The following is a 20,696-nucleotide window of genomic DNA, read 5'->3' as shown; positions in this document are numbered from 1 at the left end:
TTACATCCAAACAGGAATGAAATGTGTGATTTTTTCTTTCTCCTTTGGGGGCCTCTCCAACCCATCTAAGTACAGGAGCAAATCGAAATTAAGCAAGAAAAAAGTTACTGTTGCTTTTACTGCAGGCAAGCTCACAATGTGAAAAAGCGGTACCTTTGGGCCGCAGCCTTGAGAAATGGCTTTGTTAACCTTCCTTTGAATGCATGCCCCTTTGGTCAGCTGTTCCGTTTGTTTTTATATAAGGTAGTATGATAGCATTTCGGAATAAGGATCAAAAAAAATGAAATAAGGTGTGTTGCAGATGACAGATTTTAAAATGATTAAAAACCTGTTTCATATTACAGAACGAAACGGGTTTAGTCATGACGAGATACAAATCATTAAAACTATTTTTGGTGAATTGCCTCAGGTGTTTATAGATTATTATTTGGAACTCGGTAAAGACGAGCGACTGAATCATACGCAAGATAGTTTGATTAAGCCCGAGCAATTCGACTATTTCAAACATAGCGAATACTTAATTTTTTATTGCGAAAACCAGCGTGTCTGTGTTTGGGGAATCCATAAGAACGATCTATCAAGGACTAATCCCCCTGTCTATATGAGTTACGATGAAAAGGTATGGCATAAGGAATTTGAAGCATTGACCGATTTTTTTCATGCGATGGCCTTTTTGCAAACTGTATTCGCTCTTGAATACGGCTGTGAATCGTTCTATTCCATAGAACAAACGGACTTGGATTTTATTCGTGAGAATTTTAAAAACAAAGGTTTCTCCTTTCGGCATTGGATCGGTATCGAATTTTATGGGAATTACGATGACAGTATCATAACGGTAATGAGAAATGACGATAGTTTTAATTTGATTTATGCTTCAAGCGACAAAGAACATTTTGATGAAATGGATCAGGTTCTTTCGAAACTGGGTGTTGTTATTTGAAATTTTTCTATAGTCACTGCATGTACTCAATCAAACCTTATAAATGAGAAATCGACTCTTTCAGGACCTCTCTAAAACTTTTCGGAGGACGGCCGATCAAATTAGCTAGAGCAGGATCGGCTTGTGCAAAGTCTCCCTGACGACTCGCCAGAAACATACCCATCCGCATATTTATACTCGTTTCCGTCACGCCTCGTGACATCATGCGGTCCCGAAATTCTTCGTCCGACACAACGATCCGGCGGATGGTTCGCCCCAAGACCTCGGAAACGATTGTCGCAATCCCTTCCATGTCAATGGCCTCGGATCCCGTAAGATTGGGGGTCATGCCATCCAGTTTCTGCTCGCTTATGATCGCCGCCGCAGCCTCGGCCAAGTCGGAGTGGGCTGTCCAGGCAACTGGACCGTCCTCAGGAGCAATCAATTCCCCTGTTTTTATTGCTCCGCCAATCATCATTAGTGCCGATGCAGTGTAGTAGCCATTACGGAGCGATGTGAAGGCTATACCTGAAGCTTCCAGCAGTTTTTCGGTAGCCGCATGATGAATCATGGGGGCGAAGTGAGATGTCGGGGAAGAGCCCATATGACTTGTGTATAGCACTCGACTGACCCCTGCCTTCTTTGCCGTGTTAATCGCGGTTTGATGCTGCTGAATACCATGCGGGATATCAGCCTCGCTCATGATGCCGGACGAAACGATGAGAACCTGCGATGCCCCTTCAAAGGCATGGTGCAAACTCTCGGCATCGTTGAAGTCGCCCCGACGGACACGAACTCCACGTTCCCGAAGCTCATGTGCTTGATACGGATCGCGGACGCTGACACCGATCTGCTCGGCAGGTACACGCTTAAGCAACTGTTCTACCACGGCCCGCCCTAATTTCCCGTTGGCTCCGGTAACGATAATCATGGCAAACAACATCCTTTCATTTGTATGATAATGCTTATACGCGAACAGTCTTCCCGTTTCTAAATTGCATATTGGGGAAAGAAGCGCCGGCGATCTCCTGTTCTGGTATCGCATCTTCGATTTCCCTGATATCATCTTCAGTCAAATGAATATCAAGTGACTGCAAAGCTTCTTGAAGATGAGCCTTCGATACGGTACCAATGAGCGGTATGATGTCTTCGCCTTTGGATAATATCCATGCAAACGCTAGTTGGGATAACGTCATTTGTTTTTTTGCGGCGATCCCACCCAGCTTTTTGGCCAAAGAAACGTTTTTCTCTATATTCTCTTCAAAAAATAACGGAATGTAGCCGCCTTTGCTCTTTTGGATTCGTTCGTCTGTCCAATGACCGGCAAGAAGACCATGAGCTAGCGCCCCAAAAGCAACAACGCCGATGCCTAATTCCCTCGCAGTCGGCAAAATATCTTTCTCGATGCTTCGGTTAAAAAGTGAATATTCGACTTCGACCCAGCTGATCGGATGCGTGGCATGCGCTCTTCTCAGCGTCTCTGCGTCAACCTGGCTGACTCCGATCTGCCTGACATAGCCGGCCTTAACCAATTCAGAAATGGCACCGATCGTTTCTTCAACAGGGATACCCAGATCGATTCTCGCGGGCTGATAAAGATCAATATAATCAAGATTGAGTCGTTTGAGCGAATAGGCGAGATAGTTCGTAACATGATGAGGAGAGACATCCAGCCCGTACAAGGAACCGTCGATCGTATTTAATGCCCCAAACTTCAGCGATATAAAATAGTCATCCCTTTTGTACCCCTTCAACGCTTCGGCTATGACCATCTCGCTTCGGCCTGCACCGTAAAAATCCCCTGTGTTGAGATGATTGATTCCACTCCCAAAAGCGGCATGAATGGCGGAAATGCCAGCACTTTTGACAGCTTCATTGACATTTGACATATGGCCGCAGCCGAGTCCGATTCTGGATAGCTCCAGTCCGTTTTGTTGATCTTTCATCATGACCATCTCCTAAACTTTAAAATATAATATGTAGTCGTCTACCTAATTGTTTAAAAAAATATAATAATACATGGCAAATTCATTACTTCACATGGCAAATTCATTATTTCGGCGGCTGTTTTTCGACATTTTCAAAAGCACGGGTCAGCAAAGAAGCAAACATGGCTTTTTCGGCATCAGACATCCCTTGAGTGATCAATTCTTCAGATTTCGAGAAGGCATCACTCCTCTCGCTAAGAAATTGTTTGGCTTTGGCCGTTATATCGATACGGAGGTTGCGTCCGTCGTCAGGGTTGCTGCTGCGCGTGATAAATCCGGATTTTTCTAGACCGTTCAATAAATTTGTCACAGACGGACCGCTTAAAGCCATTGTTTTTTCAAGATACTTTCGATTGATCTCTTTATGCTCCTCTATGGATTGATAAATATGTGAGAGAAGAATCGCTTGTGAGCTGTTCAAGCCATGCTCCTTCAGAAGCTGGTCGATAATTTCCCGGACCCGTTGCGCGATAAGCTTAATGTATAGGCTATAGGGGTACATGTCGAAAACGCTTGGCATAAATTTCTCCTTAAATTCGTGTAGATGTCTACACTATATATGGTTTTTATTGATTTGTCAATTGAAGTGTCAGATGTACCATTGTGCTGTTGATCTATCGATAACATTCCAGACAATGGTGTTTGCATCCAAGCTGATACATAATATCATTGTTGTTTCAAATAATTCTCGTACTGTTCTTTAGAGCCGATAAAAAATGTAGAAGTCGTACCTCTGTCGCTGCTATGCGTAGACGCTACATTGTGAAGTTGTTCATGGCTTACTTTTTTTCGCGTACCCTGATTGTCAATATAGTACACCTCTACAGGTCCACTTTTCAATGTAGACGATGTTTTCAACTTACCTGATTGAGGTATGGTATAAATGTAAGCATTTCTTTCTTTTTGAAGTGGTGGGCTATCCGATTGTTCAAAAGTAACTTCTACTTGTCCAGTAAAATTTTCGGGTACTTGGTAAACATGGAGCGGATTCTTATTTGTTGTAGCAATTAGAAAGACTATACCTATAACGAAGAATGTTAGGGCTGCAACTACATATTTTTTCATTGATTCCCTCCTCCCATGTAAGTCCTTTTACTGATGTTTACGGATTCGTTAGCGATCAAAATGTGGTTAGGAAGCTCCCATCAGCTTCATTAAAATGGCTTAATGACCATAAGCACCAATATGGCAATCATGAGCAGCTGTGCTGCCGTCTCGATTGGTACGATCTTTTTTATTAACTGGCCGAACTCGGCGGGTATTTCATTACCCTGGTTTTGACTTTCAGATATGAGCTTTATGATCTTTTTCATACGCGGCTCGATCCATCCGTCGATCATGACGATCAGAAGCAGCGATAAAAGAATGGATACATTCAGCCATATTTGGGCTAACCCCATCTTGGTTATGATCATAAGCCAAACCCCGGTTACTATAAGTACGGTTCCGCCAATTTTAGGCATTATGGCAAGCTTGGTCGTTATCCCAAAAGTAAAGTGCAGCTGATTTGCGGTTTTAGCGGATCTTCGAATGAAGGGCATCACGAAAGCAGGGCCCATTATGGCGATTGAAGCCACTATATGCAAAACGAGCAGGAATCCAAACAAACCCATTATCCCCCTTCTCCTTAGCGCGCCGTAGTATTGCTTTGATAGGCTAGACCGATCCTTTTTCTTTTAAATGCTCCTTCGAGCTCAAGATGGTCCAACATACATTTTGCGACGTCGTCATAAGTTACATTCATCTCTTGAAGTCGGCTGAACAAGTGACCGGCTATATCTGCCTCGGAATATTCCTTGATCGTCTCCGGAATTGGAATAGGCAAGGTTTCCGTTGTTACATGCAGATGAACCGGAGCTGGATACTCTCGCGAATCCATCATTGTTCCCGGACACATAATGGACCAATCGAGCCCTGTCTGCTGCAGCCTTTCGAAATTCCGGTTGTGATTTCTAAACTCAGGTGGGAAACCGGGTAAATTGTTGCCAATTAGATCCGTATAGGGAATATCCAGCAGTCCGGCTCCTCCCATGATCCATACCCGCCCAGAGAAACTAGATTGAGCTTCACATTGGCTTATAATGTTATCAACGAGACGAACAAACTCTTCACCCTGGCCCGCATGGCCAGCTGCAATAATAGCGGCGCCTTGATGCGCGAGCGCCTCACCGACTCTCACCGGGTCCATCATATCGTCCACGATCACCTTCACATGCTTAATGGAATGCTCACCTAGTTGATCGTAAAGTTTCTCAGAATTTCGCACAAATGCGGTCATTTCATGGCCCATTTGTATCCCTTGTGCCAACACTCTTTTCCCTGTGTTCCCCGTCGCTCCAAAAACAATAATTTTCATTATTCTTTCCTCCTCTGAATGGACCCCAATATTTGGTTAGCTCAAGCTTATCATCGCTTCAGAATGATGTTAAGAACCCACTTTTTAGTAGGGTACTTACTTAAAAGTAAGCATGGTAAAAAGGGATACCCTAGTTACACGCGGAGGACGGGAAGATTTTAACGACAGATTGGCGGCAATTCCACATGATAAGGGGTTTTATTATCACCAACCCGAAAATTAGTTCGTATCAGGAGTCCAGCTGCAGGTAAACAAAAAACTGCCCGGAATCCCATGGCAGTTATTGCTTTAAGTTTGATTGAATCAGTGCACAAGTTCATTGAAGCAGCTTTATGACGCTGGCTCTTCATATTTCCGCTTATTGTGATTTTCTCCCCAAGCGCACATAACTTCTGCTACAGGAATCAAAGTTCTGCCGTATTCGCTAAGAGAATATTCTACTTTTGGAGGGACAGTAGGGTAGACCGTTCTATCGACGATGCCCTCTCGTTCCAAATCTCGGAGATGTTGCGAAAGCATTTTTTGTGAAACATCAGGTATAAGCTTTTCCAGATCGTTGAATCTCTTTTTGGATTCAATCAAATGCCATAAAATCAATGGCTTCCATTTGCCGCTTAAAACATGAATGAGTGTCTCAATTGGACATTCACGCTGATGAATCATGGATAAATCATCCCCTTACTTTCAGTTAAGTGCATTACCTGAAATTAACATAACAAAATTTTACGATAGCGCTGCTATCAAGTCAATTAGGAATATTTCCCCCAACATTCCGTAAAATTTTGCAAACGGGTTACGCCCAGCGGCTCCAATAGTTTGTTGGCATCGGACAAGTTCAACCGATAGCCATCGGTGGCACAAACGAATTTCGGCCACGGCCGCAGAGCACAACCATCTAGTAATCAAAACTAACTGTCCAACCTGTAATACTCGTACGTTTTCCACCGCGAATGGGAGGATACCGGTTTTTGATCCGGCCACGGCAGAGCCGTAACCCAGGACTTAGAGCCGGATAATACTCGGCGCCATATTTCTTCGATGCTTGCGTACGTTAGCGGCGGAATGGTCTTGGTGTCTCTAGCCCTGTTTAATGAACAAACTGCGGCACAAAGACGGTCCAGACAAGCATTCATAATGCTTTGTCCCAGCTCAGCCGTTGCTTCATCCGCATCGTCACCGAGCGCCATCTTCCCTCCGGAGCCCGGCACATTCTCCCATGCCCTCGCCTCCATATCCACCAGATCAGGACGAAGGTACATTTGCTGGGAAAGCTCGTACTTTCCCGCATGATCCCCTGTGTACAGTCCATCCACAAGCTCAGGATCGCTTTGGACCCATACGGTAACCGGAACATGCTCCATAAAGACAGCAGCTGCTTGGCGCAAATCCGCTTGATTGCCTCCGCTATGTCCTGAAACGACGACAATGGTTCGGAATCCCGCGTTGACGAAGGACCTAAGCTGGTATAGAAATAAATGAATCATCACCGCGGGAGGAATGCCGGTTAGGAGAGGATCGGTTTCCCCTACTTCCTCCTCCAGCCATCTGGCGTGGTATCCGGTTTCATGAATGTGATAGCCCATAGAGGGTGCTACGATCCCTCCTGTACGACGAGCCGCTTCGATACAGAGCCATTCCGCTTTAAATAAATCGAGTCCAAAGGCACTAACCTGCCCATGCGGCTCACAAATCCCAAGCGGCAGATAAACAGCCGGGCACTCCGCCAACCTGGCTCTGAATTCATACGGCAGCAGCTCGGACCATAACACTTTAGGCCCAATATTTGGTTTCATAGAAATTCCTCACCCATCTATAATGACGGCGAATATCTTCAAATACGTCCTCTGGCAAAGGCGGTTTACCGGCGGCTGCAATGTTTTCATCGGCATACTTCATCACATGCATCGAGCTGATTGCCGTCGTCACTCCCGGATGTTGGAGAACAAACCGGATGGCCAGCTCGGCTAAGCTATCGGCATATTGGAGGACGAAAGCCTCCTTCAAGCGGTTCACTCGCTCTATATAGATAGAACGGGGCAAATAATCGAAGTATGATTTGCGGAAATCCCCTTCTTCGAATGGAGTGTCTTCCCGTAGAAAACCCGTCAATCCCCCTTCGTCCAGAATACAGCGTGCGATGACGGCAACATGGTTCTCAACGCAAAATGGAATCAGGCAATCCAGAGGAAGAGGATCGAATAGATGAAATACCGTCTGCACCGAATCAATCTTTCCGCTCTGTACGAGTGATAAGGCAAGGTCATGGCGCTGATCGGGAAGCGAAATTCCGATTCCGCGGATCTTCCCCTCCTGCTTTAGCTGGAGCAGCTCCTCCATCCAATAATCAACGCGATCCCATTGGGGCCAATATTGGTGAAGCTGCATTAAATCAATCGTCTCTACACCAAGCAGCTTGAGCGAAATTTCTGTGCTTTCTCTAAGCCAGCCCTTGGGGTAGGCTGTCTCTATAGGAATCGGCTGGCCCCACCCTAGATTGCCGGGGCCTCGGGACTGGATTTTGGAAGCGATGAACGGCTTCTCACCGGTCCATTCTCTCAGAGCTAGCCCGAGAATTCTTTCCGATTCCCCGTAATTACGGGCCGTATCAATAAAGTTGACGCCTTGCTCCAGACAGTTCAAGACGGACCGGATCAGTTCTTTTTCTCCATATTGCCCAAACACGCCGCCCAGACCCATAGCTCCAAAGCCTAAGCGGGAAACGGATGTTTCCAGCTTCCCGAATGGATTCTTTTGTATCATATGGCTCCCTAGACCTCCTGATCTTTAAATGGGTGGTGAAAAACGATAACTGCGCATGCGAAAGCAGCTTCCAACCGCTGTTGTCCCCAGATTTCCTGATTCTGGTTTTTCACAACACTTTTTAAAGCTGAATAAATACTTTGTCATTCTCTATCTTTACCGGATACGTCTTAAGATCGACACACACGGGCGCTCGTTTGGCTGCACCGGTCTTTATATCGAAACGGCCGTTGTGCTTCGGGCATTCAATAACACTCCCCATAACGAGCCCGTTCGAAAGATGAATTTTCTCATGGGTGCAGTATCCGTCGGTTGCAAAATATTCACCTTTATCGGTACGATACACGGCAAAAGTGCGGTCGTCATGGTCAAATCTTATGACATCTTCCAGTTCAATATCCTCCATATGGCAGACTTCCAGCCATTCTGTTACCTTCATGCCGGCTTCACTCCTTTGTTTACGACGCTCTTTAACGCTAAGACCTCGATAATTGTAATTCGAGATCCAATTCGTTGGGGATCCCATACATATAGGGGCGTGCCGTGCTTGGCAGCGGTTTGACAACCACATAAGCCGGATCCTGCTTCTGCTTGCGCAGCGCTGTAATGACCTCTACCAGAGCCGCCCAAAGACTGGTTCGCGCAGCCGGGCAGTCCGCCTTCATCTCCTCGTGCAGCTTCGGGAGCGCATGATAGGGAACCATCGGGAACATATGGTGTTCCGTATGATAATTCATGTTCCAGTACAAGAACCGAAACACCGGATTCATATAGATCGTACGGGTATTCAGCCGATGATCCAGGACGTCTTCGTATAAGCCGAGATGCTGGGTGATGCCGAAGGTAATGACGACGATACCACCATAGAACGAGGGTAGGAATACAAACATGGCCGGCAGCAGGCTTCCGGCGTAGAGACAAGCTCCAATAACCCCCAGTATGATCAACATGTACACACGTGCTTCCCAGAACGTTTTCTTATACTGGGATTCAGGGATATATTCCTTCTCTTGAGCCTCCAATTTGCCGAAAGTATGCAGAAGGAACCGCTTGATTTCTATGGGACCACCGTATAAATGGAAAACCTCCAGCAGAAGCTGCTTCCAAATGGGCGGTCTCTCCGTAATGATTTCCGGGTCGCGTCCTACGATAATCGTATCCGTATGATGCCGTGCATGGCTCCAACGCCACGGAGTAGCCGAGCGAAGCACCATAAAGGAAGCGATCTGATATAGAACCTCGTTCATCCAAGGCGTTTTGAATGCCGTACCGTGTCCGCATTCATGCCATCTGGAATCGCCTGGCGTAGCGTAGAGAATTCCATACGCCAGAAAGGCCGGTACCGCCCACCAGGTCCCCCAGGAAAGAAAGGCCAGATAACCTAAGAGAACAAGTCCGCCGAACCATATTATCGTATCCCGTATCGCAGGACCATCCTTTCTCTTCATCAATTCCTTCATTTTCTGCCGGGGAATCGGGCTTGTGTACCATTCGGCTGCTACCAGTCCCCGTTCCTCCGCACGTTTGCCCTCCGGTCCTGTAATACTGTAATCCCTTCTCTTGATCTGTACTTCCATCTCAAAGCTCCTTTCTATCGGTCAATTGGTAACGGATAAGCGCGCTTCTTTGCACGCTTATCCACCAATCAAACGTTCAAGGGTTGGTTTAGACGCCCAGTCGCTTCAGCTTGCCGTCCAGAAACCGCTTGGCACGGGGAATGTCGGCCTCGTCGAGGTGCTCAATAATGATCGGAATATTCGGGTGCAGCTTCGCCAACCGGGCCAAGTACAGATCGTAGTTCAGTATGCCCAGTCCCGGCGCCGGAAGCTCGACAGCCCCCGCTCCTCGGAATGTATGGGATTCGGCAGCGTCGATATTGGCGTGCTTTTCCCCTGTATCCTCCGCCGGCTTACAGTCCTTGGCGTGGGCAATCTTGATTCTGTCACCCAATGCATTGAAGATGCGGTGAATCTCTTCATCCACATGATGAATGTTCGTGTCCGTAAAATAGTTGGTTGGGTCCATTAGCAAGCCGAGCCCCGGATGATTCACATCGGAGAACAGCCGGGTCAGTTGATCGACCGAACCAATGATATTATTCACATAGTTCTCAACCAGGAACACCGAACCATGCTCGTAAGCGAATTTTGCCAGGTCTTCAATCTGTCTGCATATCTCTTCATAAGCTTCCTCTGTTCCGTTCTTCGAATCCCAGACCCAATCGCTTTCTTGGTTATATGTACCGGTTTCGCTGATGACATACGGAGTTCCCAGGTCGCGGGCATAGCGCAGGAGATTCTTTAACCCTGCGATGTTCTGTTCCCGAATATCCGGGTTAGGATGAATAATATTGGTATATCCCGAGATGGCCACTATCGGCAGGTTAGCATCGCGGAATGCATGCTGAATGAATTGTGCCTTGTTCCTATCCAAATTATGAGCGGTTACATCCAGATCTTTGAAGGATAGATCCAGTTGAACACAGGAAAAGCCGTCCTTCTGAATTCGTGAAATCGTTTCCGCCAATGTATACGGGTAGTATCCGTTAAAAATACCTACTGAAATCATGAATCATCGCCTCCCAAAACGTTATTTGAATGGACTAGCCACTTCCTCAAACAAAATCGTGCGCCCTTCTGCAATCGATCGGTAGCATCCATCCACGGCAGCCATCGTCAGCAGATTGTCCCTGCCGCTAATCTCAGGTTCGCTGTCCGTCTCTACCGCCCGAAGCAATTGAGCCATCGTCCCTTGAAAAGCATCCGGAAACCATACCTCATCCCAGGTTGGACGATGCCACTCATTCGGCGATGTTTTGGTCGTATATTCGATCGTACTGGGTACCCGCTCCGGATAGGAGGGCCATCCAATTGTCCCTTGTGCCAGACCGTCCAGTCCAACCACTCTCCACTTGATGTAGATGTCCTTCTCGGTGCCTTCGCCCGGCCATGCCCAGACATCATCAAGACTTGTCGCCAACAGCTCGTTAGCGTACTGGAACGAATATTGGGAAATACCGTCAATATGCCGGAATGCCGTTCGCGGGTCTCGTCTTGCGACAGCCGTGATTTTCAACGGGTTTCCGAATAAGTACCGGAACGTATCGATATGGTGGATCCCCATGTTCAAAATTTCGACGTTCTCGTACTGATGCAGAAAATCCTGCCAGTGGGGAATCGCGCGCATTTCGATTGTGGCCAAGACGGGCATTCCAAGATCTCCCCGGTCCAGCAGCGCCTTGAGGGCACGGATCGATTGATCGTAACGCATATTCGAATTGACCCCTAGTTTGATGCCTGCCTCTTCACAAAGCTGGACGATTTCGGAAGCTTCACGTGAATTCATGGCCAACGGCTTCTGGCACAAAATGCCTCTGATGTGCTTTTGCTTCACGGCCTTTTTTACCACCTCAAGCTGTTTATCCGGCGGGATGGCAATGTCCAAAATCTCGATCTCGGGATCGCTTATTAGCTCTTCCCACTTTTCGTACACCTTCCCAATACCCCGCAGGTCAGCCACCGCTTTGGCATTTTCAAAAGTTCTTGAGGCTATGGCTGCTGGAGTAAATCCCGCATCCCGATATGCAACCAGGTGACAGTCCCTCATAATAAACCCGGAACCGATACAGCCGATTCTGAAATCTTTCCGATTGGGCAGCTGCGGTCGTATAGATAAATCCAAATCCATCGAATTCAAGCCGATTCCTCCTTATAGTCAAATTAGCGAATGACATGCAAAAAACAGCTCAACACGCTTCCTTCGCCAACTGCGGCAGCATCTTGCAAAACGAAACCGTCAACCCAGCTTCTCGGTCCACATGGAAGTCTCAAAGCGGAATGTTTCTCCCGGCAAGAGGCCTCTGGCTCCAGTCCGTTCCGATTCATAAGGCAAATTAAACGCGTCGGTCACATACGTATAAGGCTCCAGAGAATAAGCCGAGGACCAGTCCGGTCGGAACAGCACCAGATAAGGGAACTCCGGGCCGGGACGAAAGAGGATGGAATACGCGTTATCAGGCACGTCGATTCGGCAGGCGGCCCCGCCTTCCTTAAGGGTAATCAGCGAACAGCCCAGTTCGGGATACTCCACGATCGAGATGCCTTCGTTAAGACTTTGGCTGAACTCGGTCTGCGAAGGCAGGCCCTTAACCATTGCCTGAGAAGTTACAGGCCACTCCTCCAAGGCAGGAGCGTGGAGAATGATTTCTCCTCCACGATGGAAAGGCAGGGAAAAATAAGGGTGAAGCCCGAATGCAAAAGGCGACTCTTCCTCTCCCTCATTTACAATGGTGCCTTCCAAATATAGACGTCCCTTCAATAACCGGAACGTCATCGTAAAGGTCAGTGAGTGAGGAAAATAAGCCATTAGGTCCGGATGGGAAGCGTAGCTAAAACGGCTTGTTACATACGCTCCGCCATCGTCCGATACCCCCATTTTCACTACCTCCCACGCCCTTTTACACAGTTCCCCATGCAGATGAAAATCCGGAGGCTCGTTAATGGGCAATCCGTATTCCCTTCCCCGATAGCTGAACCTTCCCTTATGTACGCGATTGGGGGGAAACAAGATAGGCATGCCGTATTGGAATGGCGCAAACGCCTCCGTTTGCAGCATCTGCAGACGGGCCGGCGGCTCGATGACCGGATGGCCTCCGCTTTCAAAACGAATAAGATTGTTCCCGATGCCAGTAATGATCTCTGCTGTGGAGCCGGTAGCCGGTTCGCTGAGAACAACGATATCCAATCCTTCTTTGACGACCCGTTCTACCGATGCCGAATCACTTGTCAAAGCAAATCCCTCCCAGTTGGTAACGCTTTCTAGAAATCATTATAGGAAAAGTCCTCTCCCTTGTATTTAGCTAAAAGCAACATTTCAGTTGCCGAAATCACTTTTTTGAAAAAAATTTGGATAGCGCCTCGTTATATCTTTCAAGTAGCCAGTTAGCCCTAAAGGATTAGAGCCGAGAGTAGGCTATTCAGCTTCTTATCTTTAACGAGTTGCTAGAATCATTATTTTTTGATTACAATGAATCTATCGCATCAGTGAGGAGTGATCGGTATGGAACGTGCTCCGCATGAGGATCAGGAATACTTCGCTCTAAGCCCTGAAGAGACGATACTCAGGCTGTTTAACTATTACTTTCCTCCCTATATTACGTTGGCCAGCCGCTTCGATTTTTTGCATGGAGAAGAAGACTTGTACAAAAACCGTCGCTTGAAGCAATATTTATTAGAGTACGTAGAGGATGGAAGCGCAGATTTCATGCTCGGAGATAAGCCCATGCCGGTAAAACAAGGGGATCTCTTTCTGATCCGGCCCGATCATCCCCACACCATCCATGGGAAAGCCGGAAGTCCTTACAAGTGCATTAGCATCTTGTTTCATTTCGGACAAAGCAAAAACTTTCCGCTATCGGATTTGCTTCCGAAAGAGACGTATCTCGGATCGATTCGCGGCTTGCCGCTAGAAGACCAGCTTCACCAGCTTGTCCATAATTATCAGGACCCCCATTGGGTCAATCAGTTGAGGTGCCAGCATATTTTGATCGGCATTCTGCTGCAGCTGCTGACCTCTGCGGCGCCGTTCGCCTTGAATCAAACCCGTTCGGGAGCAAGGGTCGAGTTGGCTAGGCGTTATTTGGAGCAGCATTATGCGGAGAATATTACCTTGGAGCAGCTGGAATCCGTGTCTGAATTAAGCCGCAATTATTTGCTGAGCAAATTCAAACAGTTCTATAATCTGTCTCCCATGAAGTATCTGAGGTGGATTCGCATCCAGCGGGCCAAAGAGCTGGCGGCCAACACGAGTCTCTCGGTCAATGAAATCGCCATTCGGGTAGGCTACGCCGATGTTCATACATTCGGCAGGATGTTCAAAGCCGAGACCGGAATGAGCCTGACGCAGTTCAGCTCCAGTATTAAATAAATAAAATAGTAGAATTAGCTATGCGGCGGACCTAATAGCTCCCTCCCTATCCTGGTATCTTTGAACGCTTCTGACTGAACGGCATGCTCCATAAGACGACGGTATAGTGATATGCTCCCATTAAAGTGGGTAACACAAAGAATGCAACCTCCGTCCATAAAGGATAGAGGTTGCGTTTGGCATTGAGATAGATGGTGGAATCAGTCAGGCATGAAAGGACGGCTGCTTGATCTACCAGAATTTTTGGGCTCTGCATAGAGCATAGGGATGTAACTCAGCTACTGGTTTCATAGGACAAGATGCTCTTTGTTATTCACTCTATTAGCATTTTACTTTGCACGCTGTGCAAATCGAGCAGGCTGAGTTAGGCGGATTGGGCCAGCTCCATATAGATAGTTTTTATACACCTCATCTTTGGAATAGTAACGCTGTTCAGGTTATTGATTCTTTCGCAAACGCTCAACTTCTTTATCAATGTTCTCCGAAGCTTTACGTATGGCGGTATTGACATCAATGTTGTTCAAGACCATATCCCTGTACGCATCCGATACGTACTTTGTAATGTCACTTTCATACTCGTTGGTCGCATGGGTTTTGAGCGGTTTGCCGGCGAACACATTTTGTACCTTTTTCCCTTTGAGAACGGGGACATCAGCGCCATATTCCTTCTCCAGTTCCGGGTTGATGATTGCCGGAACCCGGCCGTTGCGAGCCAAAATGCGCTGAGTTTCATCGGACAAAATATGGGCTATCACTTGGAACGCTTCATCCTTGTGCTTGCTTTGGCTGGATATCGATAATGAATGCACCTGTGCCTCTCTGGTTTCCCCCAGATGATCGCTGAATTGCGGGATCGGGGCGATATCCCAGTTCACTTCAATCCCCTGCTGCCTCAGCTCCTCCATCGGCCCGACCATATTGGCAAGCCACGCAGGGCGCATGGCCAAGGTCCGATCCTTCATGAACTGATCCCTATCATAGTTGTAGGTGTTATTTTTCCCGATAAAGCCAGGGATCTCGAAGTTTTTCTGGGAATAGGTAAAGGTGCGTACCCAATCTGGAGAGCTAAGGAGGGACTTGCCAGTCTTCGGATCAATCACGGGCAAGGCTAAACTCCGGGCAAAGCCCAGCGGACCTTGAACATCAATTCCTATATAATTAACTCCTCCTTCGGTCCGAGTCAGTTGACGTGCCAAATCGAGCGCCTGATCCCAAGTCAGCTGTTGATCCGGCGGATAAGGAACGCCGAATTTATCAAAAATATCTTTGTTGTAGTACAAAATGTGCTGATTGGAGTTAAACGGGATCCCGTAGATTTCCCCGCTATCCGCGATTTGCTTCACCGCATCGTATAGGAACAGCTTCAGCCTACTCGCGTCGAAATTATATTTTTTAATTAACTCACGTACATCTTCTAAAGCACCCATTTTGATGAACCTGTAGTATGAAGTAGAGGTTGAAAAGATGAGATCGGGAACGGTTCCTGAAGAAAAAATTTCCTCTGGCGTGGCTGTCGACGGAGGCTCCAGCCGTTCGATCGTAATGTTAGGGTATTTCTTTTTCACCGGGTCTGCAATAAGAGTTTGAAATTCCGTGTTAGTGAAGGTGGCTCCGTTCGAATACAGCAGCAGCTTGACCGGCTCCGTGGAGGCCGCCGTTGTATCCTTGGGATGAACTGAGCCAGGATCCGGCTTTTGTGAGCATGCACTTAGAGGAAGAATTATCAATATAACGCTTATAGGCAGAACAACGGATTTGAACATGGTTGGTCACCTTCCCTTGAGTTTTGGAGCGTTAGGCAGAAAAAACCGGAGCCGCAGCATTTGCCTTTAGCCCCGGTTATCCGGTAGATATGATATGTAGTTGCAGGAAGTCCTCGTCAGCGTCAATTAAAGTTATCAGCTCCTTTATGGACGGTTTATCGGGTTTTAATCATACTCGTATCCGATAACCACAGAATCTTTTAAATTTTTTTGTGATAATAAAAAGAGACACAACATCTTGGCTGAGGAATGAACCCTCAAAGATGCCGGTCTCCAGTTGCCAGGTAGACAATAGTGTTGGTTACAACTTATTTATACCAACTATTATACTTGGAATAATAGGAAATTCAATACTTTTTTTAAATCCCTGGTGCGGGGTTCGCCATTAATCCTGCATTGACGCGATTGGAATCCGGTGATATATTTAACTGAGTATACCAATTGGATTAATATAATATAATTTGCTACCGGATAACCGGAGACCTCCCCATGGGCAAGGTCTTCGGTTTTTCTTTTCGAACAAACCCCTCTCAAAGGATAGGTGAATGTAAATGAACCATATCATTAACCAACTGCTTCAGCATCGTTCGATCCGAAAATACAAACCGGACACGATTACTGAAGACCAGCTAAAGGCAATCATCGGTGCGGCCCAAAAAGCCCCTACATCAAGCAACATGCAGGCTTACAGCGTAGTGGCTGTAACCGATCCGGACGTGAAGCGCCAGATCGCCCATTTGGCCGCAGATCAGCAGTATATCGATGAATGCCCAGTCTTCCTACTGTGGTGTGCGGATCTGCACAGGCTGCAGTATGCCTGCGCCCCTGTAGAAGAAGTAACCATTCCGGCGAGCACGGAAATCTTCATTATCGCTACGGTCGATGCCGCACTAGCAGCCCAGAATGCCGTCATCGCTGCCGAATCGCTTGGTCTCGGTACTGTATTTATAGGTGGGATCCGCAATCATCCTCAGGAAATATCGGACCTGATCGGACTGCCGGAGCTGGTGTATCCCGTATTCGGCATGTGTCTCGGTTACCCCGATCAAGAGCCTACACAACGTCCGCGTCTTCCCCTAGCAACGGTGCTTCACCGCGAACGTTATTCCACGGAAGCTTATACCGAAGGGATTGAACAGTATAACCAGGAGCTGTCCCAGTGGATGCTTACCCGGGCCGGGGGTACAAGGGAATCGAACTGGTCTAAGGAAATGACGGGTCGTCTCCGGTCCAGGCAGCGCACACACATGCGAAGCTTCTTGGAGAATCGGGGATTCAAATTAGAATAACGGACGGGAGAGCTTCTTGTGCTGGATCTGCTTATTATCGGTGCTGGCCCGTACGGTATTTCGCTAGCCGCACATGCGGCTGCACGCGGCTTATCGTATGTGCTGCTCGGCTACCCTATGCATTTTTGGAAGAATCAAATGCCGCAAAATATGTTTATCCGCACCCAGCCGGATGTGATCGCGCTATCGGATGAACGTGGTGAATATACCCTTCAGCGTTTCGCTCAGGAGACTCATACGAAAATTACTGTCCCGCTGCCCCGCCCTGTCTTCGTAGATTATGCGTTCTGGTTCGCGGATAAAACCGGAGTCGAGTTTACATCCGAGCTCGTGGTCCGGCTTGACGGCATTCCAGGCGGGTATTCTGCTTTAACGGAAACCGGCAGGATCTTTACTGCCCGCCATGCTGTCGTCGCCACCGGTTTGCAGCATTACGCTTATATACCGGAGGTTTTTGCTGGACTTCCCGGCAGCCTCGTATCTCACACGTTCCGTTACACCGACTTCAGCGCCTTCTCGGGCCGCAGGGTCGCGGTTCTTGGCAGCGGGCAGAGTGCATGGGAGGCGGCTGCACTTCTCCATTTGAGCGGTAGTGACATCGAGTTGATTTACCGCAGGGAAGCGCCTCATTATAGCGTCGGTAACGGCTCAGGGATGGAGCTGATACAGCTTGCCGATGCGTTCTATGACCTTCCGCTTGAGAACAAGCTGGAAAAATGGACAACTTCCTCCGCCAGCATTGCCGCCTTCTTGCGTCCTTATGTGGAAGGCAAGGTACCTGAGACGGCTCACGTCTCCGTGGAAAAGGCCAAGGCGCTTCCGGGCGACAAGCTCCATCTGCTCCTCTCCAGTGGTGAAGAACGTATCGTCGACCACCTGATTGCTGCAACAGGCTATCGGATTGCTTTGGACAGGGTCCCGTTTCTCTCCGAGGAGCTGCTAATGCATGTGGAGCGGGAAACGTACAACGGCCGCGGATTCCCTCGTTTGAACGCCCATTTCGAGAGCAGTGTACCGGGCCTGTTTTTCGCGGGTCCGCTCGCTTCCCATAGTCATGGGCCGGCGTTTCGATTCATTGCCGGACTCGGAAAAACGTGCCGATCGATTATTCCGATGATTTGCCGAAATTTGAGCGATAGTACAAAGAAGCTATAGGGAACATTTGTTCCTTATAGCTTCTTTTTTCACATTAACCACTTAGAGTTTAATTATTCTTTTGGAACCGCTCCACTGCTTTGTCGACCTCTTCCGATGCCTTCCGCAGCGCTGTATTGACGTCCACCTTATCTACGGCAATGCTCTTGGCGGCTTCATTCACATACTTCTGCACATCAATCTCATATGGATGGAAAGTGTGCTCTTGAAGCGGGCTGCCGACGAACACATTCTGTACTTTCTTGCCCTTCAGCACCGGAAGATCGGCGCCGTATTCCTTCTCCAGCTCAGGGTTCACGATAGCCGGCACCCGTCCGTTGCGGGACAGCGTCCTCTGCACTTCATCGGACAAAATGAAGGAGATCGCCTGGAATGCTTCATCCTTATGCTTGCTCTTGTTTGAGACCGACAGCGTATGAACTTGGGATTCCCGGGTTTGACCGAGATGGTCGCTGAAGGTCGGAATCGGAGCGATATCCCAGTTTACCTCAAGCCCTTGCTGGCGCAGCTCCTCCAAAGGACCGACCATGTTGGCGAGCCAGGTCGGGCGCATTGCAAGATTACGGTCCTTCATGAACTCGTCACGTCCGTACACATATTTACCGTCCTTCCCTACATAGCCCTGAATGTCATAATTTAGCTTCGCGATGTTGAATACGCGCACCCAATCCGGCGAGGTTAGAACCGATTTATTCGTCTTCAAGTCAATAATCGGCAAGGCCAAGCTCTTGGCCAGTCCTATTGGGCCTTCTGCATCAATTCCGATGTAATTGACGCCGTTCTCCGTTCTCGTCAGTTTCTGTCCAAGTTCGATGGCTTGCTCCCAGGTCATTTGGGTATCAGGAGGATACGGTACGCCGAATTTGTCAAAGATGTCCTTGTTGTAATATAAAATATGCTGGTTCGAATTGAACGGAATTGCCAGGATTTCTCCCTTACTCGAAAGCCCTTTGGCGTAGTTGTACAAGTACGGCTTGACCCGGCTCTCGTCGAAGCTGTACTTCTTGATATACTCGCGTAAATCCTGAAGCACGCTCAAGTTTATTAGCTTGCTGTGCGTGGTCGAGCTGGCATAAATGAGATCCGGATCTGCACCGGAGGTGAAGAAATCTTCCGGCGTCGTTCCGCTCGGAGGCTCAATCCGTTCCACGGTAATATTCGGGAACCGTTTATGAACCGGGTCGGCAATGAAGGTTTTGAACTCTGTGTTCGTAAACGTGCCGCTGCTGTTGTAGAACTTCAGTGTAACCGGCTTGGCGTCGGTCCCGGCATCTTTGGCGGGACCATCTGCTGCAGACACATTTGTCCCTGAATTAGCCGGATTGGAGCATGCAGATAAGAATGCAGTCATGATGCCTAGTGTCAAAAATAGAGTAGACCTGGATTTTGTCATTGTGTAGTTAACCCCTTTCTTTACCACATCAGAATGTTTAAGTTCTTTACAGCGCTAAAGCGAGTGTGAAGAACATTCGGATTGGCGAATAAACCTACCCTGCTTACGAAGTGAGTCTTGCTTTAGCAAAACTTTAAGGTCGCTCATCTTCGAAGGACCTTGGATAGAGGTTTATCTCATTCCACCAGACCGGTCCGCTCGATTCCCTCGACGAACCAACGCTGGGCTATTGCGTATACGACAAGCACCGGTGCGATGATCAGGAACGATGCAGCCATCTTAATCGGTTCGGCATAGATGCTGATCCCGCCTTGGGCCTCGTCTGCGGATAAGCTGGCCGCCAGCTTCGCCAGACTAATGGATAGTGGAACCTCCTTAGATCCCGACATGTACATGGACGGCAAGTAAAAATCGTTCCAGTTCCAGACAAACGAGAATAGGAAGACAACGATAATAGCCGACTTGGAGAGCGGCAGCATAACCTTGAAGAAAAAGCGGAATGCATTCGCTCCGTCGATTCGGGCTGCCTCTTCAAGCTCCTTCGGAAGCGTCAAGAAAAATTGCCGGAAAATGATGACAAATAGGGCTCCTTTCAGCCCATGGCCGAATATTGCCGGAACGATCATCGGCAGCACCGTATTGGCCCAGCCTATTTGCTTGAACATCAGGATGGAGGGCAGGATCGTTAGCTGTGGCGGCAAAATAAAGGTAAACACCAGGGCGATGAACCAAAATCTTTTGAATGGAAATTCCAGTCTCGCGAAGGCGTAGCCGGCAGCAGCGCACGATATGATCTGGAGAACCGCCACAGACAGCGAAATCGAGATGCTATAGATAAAACCGGTCTTGAACTTCAGCAGCCGAAGTGCCTCCTCCAAATGGCCGAAGAAGATCGATCGCGGTACCCACACCACGGAAGGATCAAGCATATTCGAAGAATCCTTCATCATGGTGATGACCATATAAAGAATCGGCTTCAAATAAATAAATGCGGTGTCGATCAAAATCACGTATAGAAATATTCGGAACAGCAAGCCTTGATCCGCTTCCTTGCCAAGCAGCAGGTACTTGGTGTTCATGGTGCGGTCTTTTATGAACACACCCTCACCGCTCCGCCGACCTCCATTTTTTTCGAAGATAGGTTCCAT

General features: G+C 48.0%; 21 protein-coding genes. 4 read left to right on the top strand and 17 right to left on the bottom strand.

Annotated elements, in window-relative coordinates; translation table 11 throughout:
• Nucleotides 1–301: 301 nt before the first annotated feature.
• On the top strand, nucleotides 302–940 hold the full coding sequence (locus tag B1728_RS25300) for a hypothetical protein (protein ID WP_079913208.1): 639 nt from the start codon (nucleotides 302–304) through the stop codon (nucleotides 938–940).
• 37 nt (nucleotides 941–977) lie between these two features.
• On the opposite strand, the gene B1728_RS25295 is transcribed toward B1728_RS25300, so the two are convergent.
• From B1728_RS25295 to B1728_RS25230, 14 genes are all read right to left on the bottom strand, one after another.
• Entirely contained in the window at nucleotides 978–1,850 is an 873-nt protein-coding gene (locus tag B1728_RS25295) for an SDR family oxidoreductase (protein WP_079913207.1), read from the bottom strand.
• A 34-nt stretch (nucleotides 1,851–1,884) separates the two neighbouring features.
• Complete coding sequence (locus B1728_RS25290) at nucleotides 1,885–2,868, bottom strand: aldo/keto reductase (protein ID WP_256865498.1); 984 nt, start codon at nucleotides 2,866–2,868, stop codon at nucleotides 1,885–1,887.
• Between the two features lie 103 nt (nucleotides 2,869–2,971).
• Complete coding sequence (locus tag B1728_RS25285; protein WP_483310996.1) at nucleotides 2,972–3,409, bottom strand: MarR family winged helix-turn-helix transcriptional regulator; 438 nt, start codon at nucleotides 3,407–3,409, stop codon at nucleotides 2,972–2,974.
• 164 nt (nucleotides 3,410–3,573) lie between these two features.
• Nucleotides 3,574–3,972 (bottom strand): DUF6843 domain-containing protein, encoded by a 399-nt coding sequence (locus B1728_RS25280; RefSeq protein ID WP_079913204.1) that lies wholly within the window; start codon nucleotides 3,970–3,972, stop codon nucleotides 3,574–3,576.
• An 89-nt stretch (nucleotides 3,973–4,061) separates the two neighbouring features.
• Nucleotides 4,062–4,520, bottom strand: coding sequence for a DUF2269 family protein (locus B1728_RS25275; protein ID WP_079913203.1), 459 nt, complete (start codon nucleotides 4,518–4,520; stop codon nucleotides 4,062–4,064).
• Nucleotides 4,521–4,534: 14 nt separating this feature from the next.
• Nucleotides 4,535–5,263 carry an NAD(P)-dependent oxidoreductase gene (locus B1728_RS25270; RefSeq protein ID WP_079913202.1) on the bottom strand — a complete coding sequence of 243 codons (729 nt, stop codon included), beginning with the start codon at nucleotides 5,261–5,263 and terminating at the stop codon, nucleotides 4,535–4,537.
• Between the two features lie 330 nt (nucleotides 5,264–5,593).
• Nucleotides 5,594–5,926, bottom strand: coding sequence for a winged helix-turn-helix transcriptional regulator (locus B1728_RS25265; RefSeq protein WP_079913201.1), 333 nt, complete (start codon nucleotides 5,924–5,926; stop codon nucleotides 5,594–5,596).
• A gap of 245 nt (nucleotides 5,927–6,171) precedes the next feature.
• On the bottom strand, nucleotides 6,172–7,056 hold the full coding sequence (locus tag B1728_RS25260; RefSeq protein ID WP_079913200.1) for a creatininase family protein: 885 nt from the start codon (nucleotides 7,054–7,056) through the stop codon (nucleotides 6,172–6,174).
• Complete coding sequence (locus B1728_RS25255) at nucleotides 7,034–8,023, bottom strand: aldo/keto reductase (protein ID WP_256865497.1); 990 nt, start codon at nucleotides 8,021–8,023, stop codon at nucleotides 7,034–7,036. The genes B1728_RS25260 and B1728_RS25255 overlap by 23 nt, the downstream gene beginning before the upstream one ends.
• A gap of 121 nt (nucleotides 8,024–8,144) precedes the next feature.
• Entirely contained in the window at nucleotides 8,145–8,462 is a 318-nt protein-coding gene (locus B1728_RS25250) for a MocE family 2Fe-2S type ferredoxin (RefSeq protein WP_079913199.1), read from the bottom strand.
• Between the two features lie 37 nt (nucleotides 8,463–8,499).
• Nucleotides 8,500–9,600 (bottom strand): fatty acid desaturase family protein, encoded by a 1,101-nt coding sequence (locus B1728_RS25245; protein ID WP_079913198.1) that lies wholly within the window; start codon nucleotides 9,598–9,600, stop codon nucleotides 8,500–8,502.
• A gap of 88 nt (nucleotides 9,601–9,688) precedes the next feature.
• Nucleotides 9,689–10,591, bottom strand: a complete 903-nt coding sequence (locus B1728_RS25240) for a sugar phosphate isomerase/epimerase family protein (RefSeq protein WP_079913197.1) — start codon at nucleotides 10,589–10,591, stop codon at nucleotides 9,689–9,691.
• A 21-nt stretch (nucleotides 10,592–10,612) separates the two neighbouring features.
• Entirely contained in the window at nucleotides 10,613–11,710 is a 1,098-nt protein-coding gene (locus B1728_RS25235; protein ID WP_179136210.1) for a Gfo/Idh/MocA family protein, read from the bottom strand.
• A 108-nt stretch (nucleotides 11,711–11,818) separates the two neighbouring features.
• Nucleotides 11,819–12,811 (bottom strand): aldose 1-epimerase, encoded by a 993-nt coding sequence (locus B1728_RS25230; RefSeq protein WP_079913195.1) that lies wholly within the window; start codon nucleotides 12,809–12,811, stop codon nucleotides 11,819–11,821.
• 270 nt (nucleotides 12,812–13,081) lie between these two features.
• On the opposite strand from B1728_RS25230, the gene B1728_RS25225 reads away from it, so the two are divergent.
• The gene (locus B1728_RS25225) at nucleotides 13,082–13,948 is read left to right on the top strand and encodes a helix-turn-helix domain-containing protein (RefSeq protein WP_079913194.1); all 867 of its coding nucleotides are present in this window, start codon (nucleotides 13,082–13,084) and stop codon (nucleotides 13,946–13,948) included.
• Between the two features lie 437 nt (nucleotides 13,949–14,385).
• On the opposite strand, the gene B1728_RS25220 is transcribed toward B1728_RS25225, so the two are convergent.
• Nucleotides 14,386–15,711, bottom strand: a complete 1,326-nt coding sequence (locus B1728_RS25220) for an ABC transporter substrate-binding protein (protein ID WP_079913193.1) — start codon at nucleotides 15,709–15,711, stop codon at nucleotides 14,386–14,388.
• A 551-nt stretch (nucleotides 15,712–16,262) separates the two neighbouring features.
• Here B1728_RS25220 and nfsA point away from each other — a divergent pair.
• Together nfsA and B1728_RS25210 are read left to right on the top strand one after the other, a co-directional pair.
• On the top strand, nucleotides 16,263–17,000 hold the full coding sequence (gene nfsA, locus B1728_RS25215) for an oxygen-insensitive NADPH nitroreductase (RefSeq protein ID WP_079913192.1): 738 nt from the start codon (nucleotides 16,263–16,265) through the stop codon (nucleotides 16,998–17,000).
• Between the two features lie 18 nt (nucleotides 17,001–17,018).
• Nucleotides 17,019–18,155, top strand: a complete 1,137-nt coding sequence (locus tag B1728_RS25210) for an NAD(P)-binding domain-containing protein (RefSeq protein ID WP_079913191.1) — start codon at nucleotides 17,019–17,021, stop codon at nucleotides 18,153–18,155.
• A gap of 49 nt (nucleotides 18,156–18,204) precedes the next feature.
• On the opposite strand, the gene B1728_RS25205 is transcribed toward B1728_RS25210, so the two are convergent.
• Nucleotides 18,205–19,548: an ABC transporter substrate-binding protein gene (locus B1728_RS25205; RefSeq protein WP_079913190.1), complete on the bottom strand. Its 1,344-nt coding sequence runs from the start codon at nucleotides 19,546–19,548 to the stop codon at nucleotides 18,205–18,207.
• A 176-nt stretch (nucleotides 19,549–19,724) separates the two neighbouring features.
• Nucleotides 19,725–20,696 carry a carbohydrate ABC transporter permease gene (locus tag B1728_RS25200; protein WP_256865496.1) on the bottom strand — a complete coding sequence of 324 codons (972 nt, stop codon included), beginning with the start codon at nucleotides 20,694–20,696 and terminating at the stop codon, nucleotides 19,725–19,727.

The sequence above is a fragment of the Paenibacillus sp. 32352 genome (assembly GCF_002042965.1).
GTDB classification, from domain to species: Bacteria; Bacillota; Bacilli; order Paenibacillales; family NBRC-103111; genus Paenibacillus_S; species Paenibacillus_S vulneris.
The sequence above is the reverse complement of the archived record's forward strand: the minus strand, read 5'-3'. Positions and strand labels throughout refer to the sequence as shown.